The 15958-nt window shown below is 68.5% G+C and carries 16 protein-coding genes; 10 read left to right on the top strand and 6 right to left on the bottom strand.

Going from position 1 to position 15958, the window contains the following annotated elements; genetic code table 11:
• The first annotated feature begins 9 nt into the window (after positions 1 to 9).
• The 7 genes from AB6806_RS09560 to AB6806_RS09590 all read left to right on the top strand — a co-directional run bounded on the left by AB6806_RS09560 (position 10) and on the right by AB6806_RS09590 (position 6123).
• Positions 10 to 1164: a benzoate/H(+) symporter BenE family transporter gene (locus AB6806_RS09560; RefSeq protein WP_370954517.1), complete on the top strand. Its 1155-nt coding sequence runs from the start codon at positions 10 to 12 to the stop codon at positions 1162 to 1164.
• Complete coding sequence (locus tag AB6806_RS09565; RefSeq protein ID WP_038359659.1) at positions 1161 to 1814, top strand: thiamine phosphate synthase; 654 nt, start codon at positions 1161 to 1163, stop codon at positions 1812 to 1814. Before AB6806_RS09560 ends, AB6806_RS09565 begins: the two co-directional genes overlap by 4 nt.
• Complete coding sequence (locus tag AB6806_RS09570; protein WP_133564543.1) at positions 1811 to 2737, top strand: tetratricopeptide repeat protein; 927 nt, start codon at positions 1811 to 1813, stop codon at positions 2735 to 2737. The genes AB6806_RS09565 and AB6806_RS09570 overlap by 4 nt, the downstream gene beginning before the upstream one ends.
• Before the next feature lie 87 nt (positions 2738 to 2824).
• Entirely contained in the window at positions 2825 to 3613 is a 789-nt protein-coding gene (locus AB6806_RS09575; protein WP_038359662.1) for an inositol monophosphatase family protein, read from the top strand.
• Between the two features lie 138 nt (positions 3614 to 3751).
• On the top strand, positions 3752 to 4759 hold the full coding sequence (locus AB6806_RS09580) for a flagellar motor protein MotA (RefSeq protein WP_133564547.1): 1008 nt from the start codon (positions 3752 to 3754) through the stop codon (positions 4757 to 4759).
• A gap of 31 nt (positions 4760 to 4790) precedes the next feature.
• Positions 4791 to 5810 carry a peptidoglycan -binding protein gene (locus tag AB6806_RS09585; protein WP_133564549.1) on the top strand — a complete coding sequence of 340 codons (1020 nt, stop codon included), beginning with the start codon at positions 4791 to 4793 and terminating at the stop codon, positions 5808 to 5810.
• 4 nt (positions 5811 to 5814) lie between these two features.
• Positions 5815 to 6123 (top strand): c-type cytochrome, encoded by a 309-nt coding sequence (locus AB6806_RS09590; protein ID WP_112764738.1) that lies wholly within the window; start codon positions 5815 to 5817, stop codon positions 6121 to 6123.
• 9 nt (positions 6124 to 6132) lie between these two features.
• Here the strand turns inward: AB6806_RS09590 and AB6806_RS09595 are convergent, their stop codons facing one another.
• Complete coding sequence (locus AB6806_RS09595; protein ID WP_370954518.1) at positions 6133 to 7911, bottom strand: ABC transporter transmembrane domain-containing protein; 1779 nt, start codon at positions 7909 to 7911, stop codon at positions 6133 to 6135.
• Positions 7912 to 8175: 264 nt separating this feature from the next.
• Between AB6806_RS09595 and rpmE the strand changes: the two genes are divergently transcribed.
• Positions 8176 to 8412 (top strand): 50S ribosomal protein L31, encoded by a 237-nt coding sequence (rpmE, locus tag AB6806_RS09600; protein WP_038359667.1) that lies wholly within the window; start codon positions 8176 to 8178, stop codon positions 8410 to 8412.
• A gap of 192 nt (positions 8413 to 8604) precedes the next feature.
• Here the strand turns inward: rpmE and rcdA are convergent, their stop codons facing one another.
• The gene (gene rcdA / locus AB6806_RS09605) at positions 8605 to 9132 is read right to left on the bottom strand and encodes a protease adaptor protein RcdA (RefSeq protein WP_113254489.1); all 528 of its coding nucleotides are present in this window, start codon (positions 9130 to 9132) and stop codon (positions 8605 to 8607) included.
• Between the two features lie 339 nt (positions 9133 to 9471).
• Positions 9472 to 9672, bottom strand: a complete 201-nt coding sequence (locus tag AB6806_RS09610; protein ID WP_038359669.1) for a DUF1192 domain-containing protein — start codon at positions 9670 to 9672, stop codon at positions 9472 to 9474.
• A 197-nt stretch (positions 9673 to 9869) separates the two neighbouring features.
• On the opposite strand from AB6806_RS09610, the gene AB6806_RS09615 reads away from it, so the two are divergent.
• Both AB6806_RS09615 and AB6806_RS09620 read left to right on the top strand, forming a co-directional pair.
• Complete coding sequence (locus AB6806_RS09615; protein WP_370954519.1) at positions 9870 to 10880, top strand: NAD(P)H-quinone oxidoreductase; 1011 nt, start codon at positions 9870 to 9872, stop codon at positions 10878 to 10880.
• A gap of 175 nt (positions 10881 to 11055) precedes the next feature.
• Positions 11056 to 11784 (top strand): DUF1013 domain-containing protein, encoded by a 729-nt coding sequence (locus AB6806_RS09620; protein ID WP_038359672.1) that lies wholly within the window; start codon positions 11056 to 11058, stop codon positions 11782 to 11784.
• Between the two features lie 48 nt (positions 11785 to 11832).
• Here the strand turns inward: AB6806_RS09620 and AB6806_RS09625 are convergent, their stop codons facing one another.
• The 3 genes from AB6806_RS09625 to AB6806_RS09635 all read right to left on the bottom strand — a co-directional run bounded on the left by AB6806_RS09625 (position 11833) and on the right by AB6806_RS09635 (position 15898).
• On the bottom strand, positions 11833 to 13530 hold the full coding sequence (locus AB6806_RS09625; protein ID WP_185747950.1) for a methyl-accepting chemotaxis protein: 1698 nt from the start codon (positions 13528 to 13530) through the stop codon (positions 11833 to 11835).
• Between the two features lie 23 nt (positions 13531 to 13553).
• On the bottom strand, positions 13554 to 13817 hold the full coding sequence (locus AB6806_RS09630; RefSeq protein ID WP_370954520.1) for a hypothetical protein: 264 nt from the start codon (positions 13815 to 13817) through the stop codon (positions 13554 to 13556).
• Positions 13818 to 13963: 146 nt separating this feature from the next.
• The gene (locus tag AB6806_RS09635) at positions 13964 to 15898 is read right to left on the bottom strand and encodes a propionyl-CoA synthetase (RefSeq protein WP_142021960.1); all 1935 of its coding nucleotides are present in this window, start codon (positions 15896 to 15898) and stop codon (positions 13964 to 13966) included.
• Between the last annotated feature and the right edge of the window lie 60 nt (positions 15899 to 15958).

The raw sequence follows: 15958 nt of genomic DNA on the forward strand, positions 1-15958 counted from the left end.
CGCAACCCCATGTCGATCGTCTTCTCCGCCCTCGTTGCGGTCTTCGTCGGCTTCGCCGCCTCGGTCGCGGTCATTCTTTCGGCCGCGCAGGCGCTCGGCGCCACGCCCGAGCAGACCGTTTCCATGGTCGCCGCCCTCGCCATCGGCACCGGCCTGCCCAGCATCTGGCTGTCCTGGCGCTACCGCATGCCGATGATCTGCGCCTGGTCGACGCCGGGTGCGGCGCTGATCGCCGCCGCCAGCGGCTTCGACATGGCCTCTGCCGTCGGCGCCTTCCTCGTCGCCGCCATGCTGATGATGCTGACCGCCGCCTTCCGCCCGCTAGGCCGGCTGATCGAGCGCATCCCGATGCCGATCGCCTCGGCGATGCTGGCGGGCGTGATCTTCCGTTTCGTCGTCGCCGTCTTCGACGAAATGCGGGTCTCGCCGCTGCTCGTGCTGCCCCTGCTCGCGATCTTCTTCGTCGCGCGGCTTCTCAACCCGTTCCTGGGCGTCGTCGCGGCGCTGGTCGCCGGCGTCGTCATCAGCTTCCTGGGCGGGCTCGCCCACTGGCCGGCAGGCGGGATCGCGCTCACCAGCCTCGAATTCGTCACGCCGCGCTTCGATATTGGCGCCATGCTCGGTATCGGCATCCCGCTCTATCTCGTCACCATGGCAGCCCAGAACCTGCCGGGCTTCGCCGTGCTGCGCGCCGCCGGCTACAATCCCCCGACGGCGCCGGCCCTGTTCGCCACCGGGCTCGTCTCGCTGCTGACCGCGCCCTTCGGCGCGCATATGTCCAACATGGCGGCAATATCAGCCTCGATCTGCACCGGCAGCGACACCCATCCCGATCCGAAGCAGCGCTGGAAGGCGGGCGTGATCTACGGCTTTTCCTATCTCGTCATCGCCGGCTGCACCGGCCTGCTGATCGCGCTTCTGCTGGCATTGCCGAAGGCGCTCATCGTCGCCGTGGCGGGCTTGGGCCTCGCCGGCTCCTTCACCGGCGCGCTTGCGCAATCGATGTCGTCGGACCGGGAGCGCTTCGCCGCGGCGATCGCATTCTGCGTCGCGGCGTCGAGTCTTTCGCTTTTCGGCATCGGCTCGGCCTTCTGGAGCCTCGTTGCCGGGCTTGCGGTCTTGACATTGGACTTCGCTGCGGGCCGTTTGCGCAGCCGATCATGACAACACATCCTTCCCCCACTCGCCTGATGCTCGTCACCCCGCCGGTCGAGGACGCCGACGCCATGGCCTTCCGCCTGATGCAGGCGATGGCCGGCGGCGATGTCGCGGCCATCCTGCTCCGGCTGACGCCCGGCGACGACCGCAGCCGCATCGAGCGCGTCAAGCGCCTCGCCGGCCCGGTGCAAGGCAACAGCGTCGCCCTCATCGTCGAGGACAATGCGCTGGTCGCCGCCCGGGGCGGCGCCGACGGCGTGCATATCACCGGCGGCCCGCAGGCGATCGCGGAGGCGCGCGCCAGCCTCAAGACCGAGCGCATCATCGGCGTCGGCGGCCTCAGGGCGCGCCATGACGCCATGGATGCCGGCGAGGCCGGCGTCGACTACGTCATGTTCGGCGAGCCGCGGCCGGACGGCAGCATGCCGCCCCTGCCGGCGGTGATCGAGCGCGCCGGCTGGTGGGCCGAGATCTTCGAGACGCCCTGCGTCGCCTATGCGCCGGATGCCGACTCGATCGAGCCGCTGATCGAAACCGGGGCCGAATTCGTGGCCCTCGGCGCCTGGGCCTTTGCCGAGGGGCAGGACATCCGCGCCCTGGTCGAGGCCGCCAATGCCGCCATGTCCGCCTGCGCGGCGCGGAAGGCCGCCCGATGAATCGAGCGGGCTGCGCGATTCTGCTGGCAGCCTCGCTCGGCGCCGCGGGCACGACGAGCGCCGCCGGCGCGCCGTTCGAGGACCTCGCCTATGGCGCCTATCAAGCCGGCCACTACCGGCGCGCCCAGACCGAGGCGCTGAAGCGCGTCGAGGCCGATCACAACGACGCCGCCGCGATGACGCTGCTGGGCGAGATCTACCGCCAGGGCCTCGGCGTGGCGCCCGACCAGAAGGCGGCCACCGAATGGTACCAGCAGGCGGATGCGCGCGGCGACATCAACGCCACCTTCGCGCTGGCGACCGAGTTGCTCGACCCGAACAGCGGCAAGCCCGATCCCGTCCGCGCCGGGCAATTGCTGGAGAAGGCCGCCGCCGCCGGCCACCCGCTGGCCAACTACAACCTCGCCCTCGCGCTGCTGGCGACGGGCCGGGAGGCTGACGACAAGCGCGCCATCGCCTGCCTTCAGGTCGCCGCGAAGGCCCAGATCGGCGATGCGATGCATGCGCTCGGCGTCCTTGCCAGGCAGGGTCGCGGCCTGCCGCAATCCGGGGAGGTCGCGGCCGGCTGGCTGAAGAAGGCCGCCGCCGCCGGCAATGTGCCGGGCGAGGTCGAATACGCCATCATGCTGTTCAACGGCACCGGCGTGCCGAAGGACGAAGCCGCCGCGGCGAAACTTTTCCTGCACGCCGCCTATCAGGGCAACGCCATCGCCCAGAACCGCCTCGCCAAACTCTATCAGTTCGGCCTCGGCATCGCGCCCGACACGATCGAGGCCGCCGCCTGGCATCTCGCCGCCCGCTCACAAGGGCTCGACGATGCGGCCCTGGACGAGCTGTTCGACCGTCTCAATCCCGAGCAGAAGGGCCGCGCCGCCGGCATGGCCGCCTCCCGCATCAGCAGCTTCGTCTTGACGGCGCCCTAAGAGCCGCGCAAGTGACGGCACGCTATTTTCGCCGCGCGCTACGCTGCCGCAGGCTCACCGTGCCGTGACGGCGCGCAAGAGGTTCAGATGATTCGTTCTCCGTTGATGACCGTGATGACCGACGCCGTGATGAAGGCGTCCCGTTCGCTGAAGCGCGATTTCGGCGAGGTCGAGAATCTGCAGGTGCTCGCCAAGGGACCGGGCGACTTCGTCTCCAAGGCGGATCACAAGGCCGAACAGATCCTGCGCGAGTCGCTGGAGAAGGCCCGTCCCGGCTACGGCTTCGTCATGGAGGAGAGCGGCGTCGTCCACGGCACGGACGAGAGCAACCGCTGGCATATCGACCCGCTCGACGGCACCCACAACTTCCTGCGCGGCATCCCGCACTGGAACATCTCGGTCGCGCTGGAGCGCGATAACCAGTTCATCGCCGGCATCGTCTATGACGCGGCCAAGGACGAGCTGTTCATGGCCGAGAAGGGCAAGGGCGCCTATGTCAACAACCGCCGCCTGCGCGTCTCCGGCCTCCGCGAGCCGACGGAGATGCTGGTCGGCACGGGCATTCCGCATATCGGCAAGGGCGGGCACGGCCAGTTCCTGCGTGAACTTGCGGCCGTGATGCCACGCTTCGCCAATGTCCGCCGCCTGGGCTCGGCCGCGCTCGACATTGCCTATGTCGCCGCAGGCCGCCTCGACGGCTACTGGGAGCGCGGGCTCAACACCTGGGATTTCGCGGCCGGCAGCGTGCTGATCCGCGAAGCCGGCGGCACCTTCGGCACGCTCGACGGCAAGCAGGTGACCAGCGCGAAGGACGTCATCTGCGGCAACGAAGCCTGTGAACAGGCGCTGCGCGCGGCCCTCAAGACGGCCGGCTGACATAGAACCTTGATCTTTCAGGCTTGATCCTGTCCGTAGGGGAGGCGACAGTTCCCTGCGAGCAGGATCCGACCGGGTTGAACCAGCCTGGTCGGGGAATCGCGCGCTCTGCGATCCGAGGCGAACGGAAGACGAAGCATGGCGAACGAGGATCTGGCGGCCGAAGAGATCACGGTCGCACCCCCGCGAGACGACACCCGCTTCTCCCGGCCTCTCCGCTATGTCGTCCGCGCGCTGGTCTTCCTCGCGCTGATCGGCTTCCTCGGCTACATCCTGCAAGCCGGGCTGGCCAAGGCCTTCATGACCAATCCGGGGCTGAACGGCCTCATCCTCGGCGCGCTGCTCGTCGGCGTGCTGGTCGCGCTGCGCGAGCTCTGGCGGCTGCACAGCGAGGCGCGCGCCGCCACCCGCCTCGCCGCCGCGCCGCGCCATGCCGAAATCCGCCGCGGCGAGGTCATCGCGCCGCTCGGCTCCGTGCTGCCGGCGCTGGACGAGGCCAGCCTCGCGCCGGCCCAGGCCGTCTCCATCGTCGAATCGGTCTCCGTCCGACTCGATGACGGGCGCGAGGTGCTGCGCTATCTCGCCGGCCTGCTCGTCTTCCTCGGCCTGCTCGGCACCTTCTGGGGCCTGCTCGAGACGGTCGGCTCGGTCGGCTCGGTCATCAACTCGCTGCGCACCGGGGCGGAAGCCGGCGTGCTCTTCGACGATCTCAAGGCCGGGCTCTCGGCGCCGCTGGCCGGCATGGGCCTGTCCTTCTCGTCCTCGCTCTTCGGCATCGCCGGCTCGCTGATTCTCGGCTTTCTCGACCTGCAGGTCGCGCAGGCGCAGCGCCGCTTCCGCAACGAGATCGAAAGCTGGCTCGGCACGCGCACCGCCTTGCCGGGCGTGACCCCGCTCCTGCCGACCGGCAACCCGCTGGCCGACCGCTTCGACAAGCTGAGCGCGGCGATGGCCGACGGCGCCGCCAACAACCGGGCGGCGACGCAGGCGCTCGCCAATCTCGCCGAAGGCATCCAGGGGCTCGTCCAGCACATGCGTTCCGAGCAGCAGATGATCCGCGACTGGGTCGAGGCGCAGGCCACCCGCGAGAAGGATATGAAGCGGCTCATCGAGCGCCTCACCGCGGACCACATCACGGAGCCATGATCCGCCCCGCAACCGCAGCAGGAAACTGACGATGGCCCTTTCCCGCGCCCACCGCCGCGAGGACGTGAATTTCTGGCCCGGCTTCGTCGACGCGCTCTCGACGATGCTGATCGGCATCGTCTTCCTGCTCACCGTCTTCGTGCTCGGCCAGTTCTTCCTCTCGCAGGAGCTGACCGGCAAGGACACGGCGCTGGAGCGGCTCAACAAGCAGATCTCGGAGCTCACCGACCTGCTCGCCCTGGAGCGTTCCTCCAACCGGCAGGCGCAGGAGAGCCTCCAGCTCATGCAGTCGACGCTCGCCCAGACGCAGGGCGAGCGCAGCCGCCTGCAGGGCCTGCTCGACACGCAGCAGAACGGCAATGCCGGCGCCCAGCTCGCCGAGACGCAGAAGGCGCTGGAGAGCGAGAAGCAGCTCTCAGCCCGTGCCCAGGCATCGGTCGACCTCGTCAACCAGCAGATCATCGCCATGCGCCGCCAGCTCGCGGCGCTGGAGGAGGCGCTCGCCGCCTCCGAGGCCAAGGACAGGGATTCGCAGACCCGCATCGCCGATCTCGGCTCGCGCCTCAACGTGGCGCTGGCCCAGCGCGTGCAGGAGCTGGCGCGCTACCGCTCCGATTTCTTCGGGCGGCTGCGGCAAGTGCTCGGCACGCGGCCGGACATCCGCACCGTCGGCGACCGCTTCGTCTTCCAGTCCGAGATCTTCTTCGATGCCGGCCAGGCGGTGCTGAAGCCGGAGGGCCAGGCCGAGCTCGACAAATTCGCCACGGTCCTGCTCGACCTCGCCCGCGAGATGCCACCGGACCTGCCCTGGATCCTGCGCGTAGACGGCCACACCGATAACCGCCCGATCAAGACGGCGCAGTTCCCGTCGAACTGGTATCTCTCCGCGGCCCGCGCCATCGCGGTGGTGGAGTATCTGATGTCGCGCGGCCTGCCCAATGACCGCGTCGCGGCGACCGGCTTCGGCGAATACCAGCCGCTCGACCTCGCCAACACCGACGAGGCCCATCGCCGCAACCGGCGCATCGAGTTCAAGATCACGGAGCGCTGAGGCCATGTCCCGCAGGCTTGCGGCCGCGCGGCCGCTGCTCGCCATCCTTGCGCTGCTGGGGGCCTATCCTGCATCGGCCGAGCCACGGACCTCGCCGGCCGAGGAATGCGCGCTCTGTCACGGTCTCGACGGCATCGCCCGCAGCGCCGACGTACCGCATCTCGCCGCCCAGAACGAACTCTACATGTACAACCAGATGCTGGCCTTCCGCTCCGGCAAGCGCCCGCACAAGGAGATGCGCTACATGGCCCGCTCGATCTCCCTGGCCGAGGCTCAGGCGCTTTCGGCCTATTACGCCTCGCTGCCGCGCTGAGGGCTGGCCTCAGGCCGCCTCCAGCCCGAACTGCAACGCTGCCAGCCTCGCATAGAGCCCGCCGCGCGCCTTGAGCTCGGCGTGGGTGCCTTGCTCGACGATGCGCCCTTCCTCCATCACCAGGATGCGGTCGGCCGAGAGGATGGTCGCGAGGCGATGCGCGACGACCAGCGTCGTGCGCCCCAGCATCAACCGGTCGAGCGCATCCTGCACAGCCCGCTCGCTTTCGGAATCGAGCGCGCTCGTCGCCTCGTCGAGCAGCAGGATCGGCGCGTCCTTCAGCACCGCCCGCGCAATCGCGAGCCGCTGGCGCTGCCCGCCCGAGAGCGTCACCCCGCGCTCGCCGACGATGGTGTCGTAGCCCTGCGGCAGGGCCCGGATGAAGCCGTCCGCCGCCGCGAGCCGCGCCGCCTCCTCGACCTCGGCCTGCGTGGCATCGGGGCGGCCATAGGCGATATTGTCCCGAACCGAGACACCGAAGACGGTCGGCTCCTGCGGCACCAGCGCGAAACGCTGCCGCCAGACCTCCGGATCGGCTTCGGGCCCGGCCACGCCATCGACGACGACGCGCCCGCCCTGCGGATCGTAGAAGCGCAGTGCCAGCTGCAGCACCGTGCTCTTGCCCGCGCCGGACGGGCCGACCAGCGCGATGCGCTCGCCCGGCCGGATCGAGAAGCTGAGATGATGGAGCGCCGAGGCGTCCCGCCCGGGATAGCTGAACGAAACATCCTCGAAGGCGAGCTCGCCGAGCGAGGCCTCGGGCATCGGCTTAGGCATCGGCGGCGCGGCGATGGCAGGCTTCATCGCCAGGATTTCGCCAAGCCGGCCGGAGGCGCCCGCCGCGGCGCTGATATCGCCATAGACCTCCGAGAGCTGGCCGAGCGAGCTCGCCGCCAGCACCGCATAGAGGATGAACTGCGACAGCCGTCCGCCGGTCATGCGCCCGTCGAACACCTCGGTCGCGCCGACCCACAGCACGCAGACGACGCTGGCCGAGACCAGGAAGATCGCCACGCCCGACAGCAGCGCCCGCGAGGCCGTCGCCTCCCGCGAGGCACCATAGGCCCCGTCCGAGGCCGCCTCGAAGCGGGCCGATGTCTGCGCCGCCGCGCCGAAGGATTGCATGGTGCGGATGGCGCCGACCGCCTCCGCCGCGAAGGCGGAAGCCTCGGCCAGCCGGTCCTGCGCCATCCGGGCGCGGCGCCTGACCGAGCGGCCCGACATCACCAGCGGAATCACGATCAGCGGGATCACGCCGATGACGATGGCCGAGAGCCGCGGGCTCGTCGCCACCATCAGCCCGAGCGCGCCCAGCGCCATGATGGCGTTGCGCAGAGCGATCGAGGCGGTCGAGGCAAAGGTGGACTTGATCTGCGTCGTGTCGGCGGTGAGCCGCGAGACGAGGTCGCCCGCCTTGCTCGAATCGAAGAAGGCGGGCTCCAGCCGTGTCAGATGCCGGAAGACGTCGGCGCGCAGCGAGGCGACGATGCGCTCGCCGACCGTCATCACCAGATAGAATCGCGCCGAGCTCGCCAGCGCCAGCACGGCGACGACGCCGATCAGCAGGATGAAATAGCTGTTGGCGAGCTGCTGCTCCCCGCCGGCAAAGCCGACATCGATGACGCGCCGGACCGCGACGGGCAGGATCAGCGTCGCCAGCGAGGCCACGATGAGCGCGACCAGAGCCGCGGCGATGCGCCGCTTCTGCGCCCGCGCATAGGGCCAGAAGGTCGCCAGCGAACGGAAATCCGGCCGCGCCTTGTCGTCTTTCCCGTCAGCTTCGGCCACGCGCCGGAACTCCTGCTGCAATCGCGCGCTTCGCGCGCCCTGGAACGATAGCAATCTTCAACACCGGACAAAGCCGATCGGGCAAGCCTTGGCAAATGTCGCAACGCCGCAGGCGTGGTTCGGCACCGTCAAACTTGCGCTGCGCCTGCGTCTGCGATATGTGCTCGCGACTTCACGACAGGCTCATCCGAATTCTTTCGACGGGCCGGGCAGGTCCGCCTGCTTGTCGACACGCCCGTTTTTGTAAGCTTCGAGGATTTCGTCATGGCCAAGGCCGGCATCCACCCCGACTACCACACCATCAAGGTCGTCATGACCGATGGCAGCGAGTATGCGACGCGCTCGACCTACGGCAAGGAAGGCGACACGCTGAACCTCGACATCGACCCGAAGACCCACCCGGCCTGGACAGGCGGCACGCAGCATATGCTGGACCGCGGCGGCCGTGTCTCGCGCTTCAACTCGCGCTTCGCTGGCCTCGGCACGATCGGCAAGAAGTAAGTCGAGGCGGTCGCAAGGCTGCTTCCTCCGAAAATGCAAAAACCCGGCCTCGCGGCCGGGTTTTTTGTTTCGGAAGCCTCGCCGTCATACTCGGACGCAGCGAAGCGAAGATCCGAGAATCTCGGGACGGAACGGACTGTTTTCCGTCATGCTCGGGTCAAGCCCGAGCATGACGGGGCAGGCCTCTAGCTCTCAGCTCCGCAGCTCAAGCCGCGCCTGCAGGCTGGCGAGCTGGTCCTGCACCGGGTTCGCGGTCTCCGGCAGCGGGGCATGGCCCGACATCTGCTCCTCGAGATGGCGGATGCGCGCCTGAAGGCGGACCGAATGGTCCATCAATTGGCGCAGCCGCTCGGGCAGCCGGGCGACGATATGCTCGGCCGGCGGGATCATCGGATCGCCGATCTTGACCTTGCTGTGCTCGGCCCGCGCCTGCTCGGCCGTCATCTCGCCCTCCGCGACGGCTCGCTGCACCAGCAGCCAGGAAGCGATCTGCATCAGCCGCGTGGTCAGGCGCATGCTCTCGGTGGCATAGGTCAGCGCGACCTCGCGCGGCAGCGCCGCCGATTCCTTGCGGCCCTCGCCATCGAGATAGGCCGCGGTCTGCTCGACCAGCCCCATGCCCTCGCGGAACAGGATCATGAAGGCGTCGGATCGAACGAAGCCGCGCGCGAAGGAGATCGTTCCTTCCCGGGGCAGTTCGAGCAACTGGGCGTCGTTCATACGGTGTCTCCCATCGGCACAATCGCGTGCGCCTCTGGAACGCAACGCGGATCATGCCCACGACACCGCAAGGATAGCGCCGTTAACGATGACCGGCCCCGGTAAGATGTCGTTAACCTTAATGGAGGTAGACATCCATGGCGGCAACAAGGCGGCCCGCCCCGGTACCCCGGATGCCCCCCGGATAAAAAAAGAGCCGCCAAAGGCGGCTCGTGAAGGTCAACAGGGAGGCGTCAAACAGAGTAGGCAGGAGCCACTCACATCCAGACAAACTGGATGATGCGATTCATACTTTGGAATCATTAATGATCCCTTAATGGCACCCTGCCCGCCCGATTTTCAGGCCGGCCGGCGGAAGAAGGCGTCCGCCGCCGCGCGCGACGCGCTCTTGCTCGCCCGCGCCTCGGTCAGCCGCTCGATTTCGGCCTTCAGCGCGGCAATCCGCTCCTCCAGCTCGCCCAGCGACAGGGTCGACAGATCCTGCCCGATCTCATGGACGCGCTTCGGCTTCGGGCGATCATCCTCCGGGAATAACGACATGGCGGCCTCGCATCTCACCAAACTCGAACGGGTAGGCTAAACAACTCTGACCCATGCCGCCAAGCTGCGCCGCAACATGCCGGGGGCAGCGGCCCGAAAACCAAATGCGGTTTTCGGGCAAAGCCGACGTAAAAACAAAGACCTATCGTCTCGGATCGAATACGCCGTTCAACCCGATGCCATAGCAGGAGAGCCTCATGAACACCGCTTCGAGCATCGTTCCCCGGACCATGATCGCGATCGGCATGGAGGCCCCCGGCGGCCCCGACGTGCTGAAACCGCAGACGCGCCCCGTCCCGCAGCCGGCTGCCGGCGAGATCCTCGTCGCGGTCGCGGCAGCCGGGGTCAACCGGCCCGACGTGCTACAGAGGCAGGGCGGCTACAACCCGCCGCCGGGCGCTTCCGACATCCCGGGCCTCGAGATCGCCGGCACGGTCGTCGCGCTCGGCGAGGGCGCGACGCGCTTCGCGCTCGGCGACCAGGTTTGCGGCCTCGTCGCCGGCGGCGGCTATGCGCAATACGCCGTCGCCCATGAGAGCAACGCCCTGCCCGTGCCGAAAGGGCTTTCGCTGATCGAGGCGGGCGCCGTTCCCGAGACCTATTTCACCGTCTGGACCAATGTCTTCCAGCGCGGGCGCCTGCAGGCGGGCGAGAGCTTCCTCGTCCATGGCGGCTCGTCGGGCATCGGCACCACGGCGATCCAGCTCGCCAAGGCCTTCGGCGCGACCGTGCTGGCGACCGCGGGTTCGGACGAGAAGTGCCAGGCCTGCCGCGAGCTCGGCGCCGACCACGCCATCAACTACCGCACGGAGGATTTCGTCGCGGCGACGAAGGCCGCGACCGCCGGGCGCGGCGTGAACCTGACCCTCGACATGGTCGGCGGGGACTATATCGACCGCAATTACGAGGCCGCCGCCGATCAGGGCCGCATCGTCCAGATCGCCTTCCTCAACGGGCCGAAAGCGACGGTCAATTTCAGCCGGCTGATGCTGAAGCGTCTGACCCACACCGGCTCGACGCTACGGCCCCGCACCGTCGCCGAGAAGGCCGCCATCGCAGCGGAATTGCAGGAGAAGGTCTGGCCGCTGCTGGACGCCGGACGCTGCAAGCCGCTGATCAGCGCGACCTTCCCGCTGGCGGAAGCGGCGCAGGCGCACCGTCTGATGGAATCGAGCGCCCATATCGGCAAGATCGTGCTGACGATATGAACGTCACTTTCCATGGACACCTGCCACGCGCTCGCCTATAAGGCGCGCCATCCTGCTCATCGTCGATGATTTGGATGGCCGGCCGAGGAGGCCGGTCGGCGCATGAGAGCTATTGTCCGCGACCCTGCCCTGCCGAGCCTGAGACGGCGCCAGGGCAATTCAGGAGACGCCCCCCGTGTCACAACCCCCGCTGATGCCCAAGGCCACTGCGGTCTGGCTGGTCGAGAACACCTCGCTGACCTTCGAGCAGATCGCCGAGTTCTGCAAGCTGCACCCGCTCGAAGTGCGCGGCATTGCCGATGGCGAAGTGGCGGCCGGCATCAAGGGTCTCGACCCGATCACCTCCGGCCAGCTCACCCGCGAGGAGCTCGAGCGCGCCGCCGCGAACCCGAACCACCATCTGCGCCTCGCCGAGCGCAAGGTGAAGGTGCCGGAGATCAAGCGCACCAAGGGCCCGCGCTACACCCCGGTCTCGAAGCGCCAGGACCGTCCGAACGCCATCCTCTGGCTGCTGCGCAACCACCCCGAGCTCAAGGACGCGCAGATCATCCGCCTGATCGGCACCACCAAGTCGACCATCGCGCAGATCCGCGACCGGACGCATTGGAACGCCCAGCAGCTCAATCCGATCGACCCGGTCAGCCTCGGCCTATGCTCGCAGATCGACCTGGACTTCGAGGTCGCCCGCGCCGCCAAGGACCGCCCGGCCGCGCTGGCCGAAGCCGGCTCGACCCTGCTCTCGGTCGAGGAAGCGACCGCTCCGGAGCCCGTGCGGACGGAGACCCAGCCCTTCGCCGACATGAGCCGGCCGAAGCGCGAGGAGGAAGCCGCGATCGACGTCGATTCCGTCTTCGCTAAGCTGAAGCAGATCAAGCGCCCGGCCGACGAGGACGACGAGGACTGAGGCTCGACCGATGCGTGACCGAGCCGCTCCCCCGGGACGGCTCGGTGACTATGCCACGCGCCGCTGGCGTTCACGCTCGAGAGTGGAGATCGCGGCACTCCGGAAGCGCTCCGTCTGCCGCGTCAACGTTTCCGCGGTCGCCACCATGCCATGCCCGGCAGCGCTGGTACGGGCAGCCGCGAGCGCGCCGTCCTGAGTCAGAGCGCCCATCTGCGCCAGCGTCTGCTCGATCGCGCCCACCGCCCGGGTCTGCTCCCGTGTGGAGTCGCTGATTTCCTCGAAGACCCGCGCCACCGTGGCCGCGTCGCCCGAGACGAGGTTCAGGCTTTGCCCAACCTCGCGCACCAATCTGACGCCTTCATCGACCTGCGTCTTGGTCTCGTCGATCAGCAGCCGGACATCCCGCGCCGCATCGGCCGATTGCTGAGCCAGCCGCCGGACCTCGGTGGCGACCACGGCGAAACCGCGCCCGCCCTCGCCGGCGCGTGCCGCCTCGACCGAGGCGTTGAGCGCAAGCAGATTGGTCTGGAAGGCAAGCCCGTCCATCACCTCGACGATATCGACGATCCGCCTTGCCTGATCGTCGATCCTGTCGATCGCCGCCACGGCGCTGCCGGCAACGGCCGCGCCTGCATCGGCGCTGTCGGCCGTGCTGCGGGCCTTGCTGGCGGCTGAGGAAACCTTCTCCGCCGTCGCCCGGATCGTCGCGGCAATCCCCTCGATCGCGGTGGACGTGTCTTCCAGAGCCGCGGCCTGACTTTCGCCGCGTTGCGACAGGTCGTCCGTCGCCGACAGGATCGCATCGGCGGCCTGACGCGTATCGGAAGCGCTCTGCGTGACATCAGCCAGCAGGCTGCCCAGCGCCTCGGCCGAGCGGTTGAAATTCACCGCCACCCCGGCCAGCCGCCCCTCGAACCCGGTCGCCATCCGCGCCGTCAGATCGCCCGCCGCCAGCGCCGCCAGCGCCCGGTCCGTCTCGTCGAGAAAGCCTTCGCAGACGCCGGCGAGTTCGTCGACGCCCTGCACGAGCGAGCTCAGCCGGCCGAGATCGGAGGCTTGCGTCGTCCGGACCGAGAAGTCGCCGCGCCGCGCCGCCTCGACCGTCGTTCCGACGGCGGCAAGCAGCCGCGCTTCCACGATGCCGCGCCGGTCGTCGGCAAGCCCGGCCTCGCGCCGCAGGTCATCTTCGCGCTGCTGGTTCGCAATGGCTGTATCCGTCGCCACATCGGCCGTAAACAATGCCTTTTCGAGCCGCAGCGCCAGCCAGACGAGCGCGCCGGCCTCGGCCAGCAGGATCACGGCATGGGTGACGACGCGCAGGAATTCCGCCCCGTCCGGAAACACCGCCAGCGGATAGATCAGGTTGAGGACGAGATGGTGGACTGCGACCACCGCCGTCGCAGCCAGGATCGCCCGCCAGCAGCACCACGCCGTCGTGACCGCGAGCGCAGCGAAAAAGGCCATGTGCATGTCGATCTGGTAGCGCGTGCCTTCGCAGGCCAGCACCAGCAGGGCGACCTGCCCGCACAGCGCGACCGTCGAGGTGATCCGCGTCGAGAGGCCGGTCCTGTCCTGCGCCCAGGCCAGCGCTCCGCCACCCGCGAGAAGCGCGGAGACCAGAGCGACCGCAACCATGGAATGCCCGTTGAACCAGGCGACGAGGGCGACGATCGGAACGAACCCCCATTGCCCGTACATCAGCGGCGTCGTGAAGGCCTGACGAATGTCATTGAGGCTGCGGCTCACCGGATCCACCCTTCCGTCACGAGTCATGAACGCCCTGTCGAGGCCAGGCAGCCGCCGCGACCGGCGCCGTCCAGGACGAGAAGGGCTCCTGCGAGATAGAGACGCGTCGCAAAGCCCGGGCTCTCGGCGCGGGCAACGAATCCGAACGAGCTGAAGCGCGCCAGCACCGTACCGCCGGCATGCGCGATCGCGGTCGCCGCTGCCCGCCCATCGGCTGCGAAGACAATCACCGACGCGTTATCGCGCGGCGCCAGCACCAGCGCGAACGGCGCCAGAGCGACGATCAATGGCAACAAGATCCGGCCAGCTTGCAAAGCAGCCATATTCAGCGCCTGCGGCTATCCCCACCACAGTCGATCTTGCCACCAAACCGTAAATTCAACGTGAAGTTGTATTGCCGTTGCGAAACCTCACGCAACGGCGATGTGCGTGGTCAGCCCAGCCCCCTGCCCTTCAGCACCGCGCCGATCTCGTCGAGCACCCCGACATCCTCGATCGTCGCCGGCACCGCATAATCCTCGCCATCGGCGATCTTCTTCATCGTCGCCCGCAGGATCTTGCCGGAGCGCGTCTTCGGCAGCCGGTTGACCGTCACCGCCAGCTTGAAGGCCGCCACCGGCCCGATCCGCTCGCGCACCAGCGCCACCAGCTCCTTCTCGACCTGCTCGGGCGACACCGTCGCGCCGGCCTTGAGCACCACGAAGCCGCAGGGCTGCTCGCCCTTGAGCGCGTCGCGGATGCCGACGACCGCGCATTCAGCCACGGCCGGATGGGCTGCCAGAACCTCCTCCATGCCGCCGGTCGAGAGCCGGTGGCCGGCGACATTGATGATGTCGTCGGTGCGGCCCATGATGAAGACATAGCCGTCTTCATCGATAAAACCGGCATCCGAAGTGTTGTAGTAGCCCGGATAAGTCGTGAGGTAGGCCTCCCGGAAGCGCGCATCGTCGTTCCACAGCGTCGGCAGCGCGCCCGGCGGCAGCGGCAGCTTCAGCACGATCGCGCCCATCTTGCCCGCCTCGACCGGCCGGCCGCCCTCGTCGAGGCACTGCACGTCCCAGCCCGGCAGCGGCACGGTCGGCGAGCCGTGCTTGATCGGCAGCAGGCCCAGGCCCATCGGGTCGCCGACGATCGGCGAGCCGCTTTCCGTCTGCCACCAATGGTCGATCACCGGCACCTTCAGCAGCGCCTCGGCCCATTTCAGTGTCTCGGGATCGGCCCGTTCGCCGGCGAGGAACAGCGCCCTGAAGCGCGAGAGATCGTGCCCGGCGAGGTGCTTGCCTTCGGGGTCCTCCTTGCGGATGGCGCGGAAGGCGGTCGGGGCCGTGAACAGCACCTTCACGCCATGCTCGGCGATCACCCGCCAGAAGGCGCCGGGATCGGGCGTGCCGACCGGCTTGCCTTCATAGAGCACGCTGGTCGCGCCCTGGATCAGCGGCGCATAGACGATATAGCCGTGCCCGACGACCCAGCCGACATCGGAGGCGCAGAACATCACCTCGCCCGGCCCGACATCGAAGAGCTGGTCCATCGTCGCCTTGAGCACGACCATGTGGCCGCCATTGTCGCGGACCACGCCCTTGGGCCGGCCGGTCGTGCCGGAGGTGTAGAGGATGTAGAGCGGGTCGGTCGCGGCGACCTCGACGCAATCGGCCTTGCGCCCGGTGGCCTTCGCGGCCGCGACCAGCATGCGCCAGTTCTTGTCGCGCGCCGCATGCATCGAGGCCTCGGCCTGCGGCCGCTGCAGAATCACGCAAGCCTGCGGCTTGTGCCGGGCCATTGCGATCGCGCCGTCGAGCAGCGGCTTGTACTCGACCACCCGCGTCGGCTCGATGCCGCAGGTTGCGCTCAGGATCACCTTGGGCTCGGCATCGTCGATGCGCGTCGCCAGTTCCTTGGCAGCGAAGCCGCCGAACACCACCGAATGCACGGCGCCGATCCGCGCGCAGGCGAGCATGGCGAAGGCCGCCTCCGGCACCATCGGCATGTAGATCAGGACGCGGTCGCCCTTGCCGACGCCAAGGTCCTGCAGCACGGCGGCGAGCGTCGCGACCTCGTCGAGCATCTCGGCATAGGTGTATTTCGCCTTCGTTCCGGTGACGGGACTGTCATGGATCAGCGCGACCTGCTCACCGCGCCCGTCGCGCACATGCCGGTCGAGCGCGTTGAAGCAGGTGTTGCAGGTCGCATCCGGGAACCAGCGGCCATAGATACCGGCAGCGGCGTCGAAGGCCTTTTGCGGCGGCTTGATCCAGTCGATCCCCTTGGCGATGTCGAGCCAATAGGCATCGGGGTCGGCCTGCCAGCTTGCATAGGTTTCGCGATAGCCTTGCGCCGGGCGGGCGGGCGCCGCATGGGAGCCATTCATGGGAAGCGTTCCTCTGCGCCGGGTTTCATCCTAAAGCCCCGTGGCGAGCCGGCGTTGGCG

Source organism: Allobosea sp. RCC_152_1 (assembly GCF_041360765.1).
Lineage (GTDB): Bacteria > Pseudomonadota > Alphaproteobacteria > Rhizobiales > Beijerinckiaceae > Allobosea > Allobosea spartocytisi.

Coding starts and splice junctions, on each gene's coding strand:
- AB6806_RS09615 (WP_370954519.1), top strand. CDS start 9,870: ATGAACACCGCTTCGAGCATCGTTCCCCGGACCATGATCGCGATCGGC.
- rpmE (WP_038359667.1), top strand. CDS start 8,176: ATGGCCAAGGCCGGCATCCACCCCGACTACCACACCATCAAGGTCGTC.
- AB6806_RS09635 (WP_142021960.1), bottom strand. CDS start 15,898: ATGAATGGCTCCCATGCGGCGCCCGCCCGCCCGGCGCAAGGCTATCGC.
- AB6806_RS09575 (WP_038359662.1), top strand. CDS start 2,825: ATGATTCGTTCTCCGTTGATGACCGTGATGACCGACGCCGTGATGAAG.
- AB6806_RS09585 (WP_133564549.1), top strand. CDS start 4,791: ATGGCCCTTTCCCGCGCCCACCGCCGCGAGGACGTGAATTTCTGGCCC.
- AB6806_RS09610 (WP_038359669.1), bottom strand. CDS start 9,672: ATGTCGTTATTCCCGGAGGATGATCGCCCGAAGCCGAAGCGCGTCCAT.
- AB6806_RS09590 (WP_112764738.1), top strand. CDS start 5,815: ATGTCCCGCAGGCTTGCGGCCGCGCGGCCGCTGCTCGCCATCCTTGCG.
- AB6806_RS09570 (WP_133564543.1), top strand. CDS start 1,811: ATGAATCGAGCGGGCTGCGCGATTCTGCTGGCAGCCTCGCTCGGCGCC.
- AB6806_RS09580 (WP_133564547.1), top strand. CDS start 3,752: ATGGCGAACGAGGATCTGGCGGCCGAAGAGATCACGGTCGCACCCCCG.
- rcdA (WP_113254489.1), bottom strand. CDS start 9,132: ATGAACGACGCCCAGTTGCTCGAACTGCCCCGGGAAGGAACGATCTCC.
- AB6806_RS09565 (WP_038359659.1), top strand. CDS start 1,161: ATGACAACACATCCTTCCCCCACTCGCCTGATGCTCGTCACCCCGCCG.
- AB6806_RS09560 (WP_370954517.1), top strand. CDS start 10: ATGTCGATCGTCTTCTCCGCCCTCGTTGCGGTCTTCGTCGGCTTCGCC.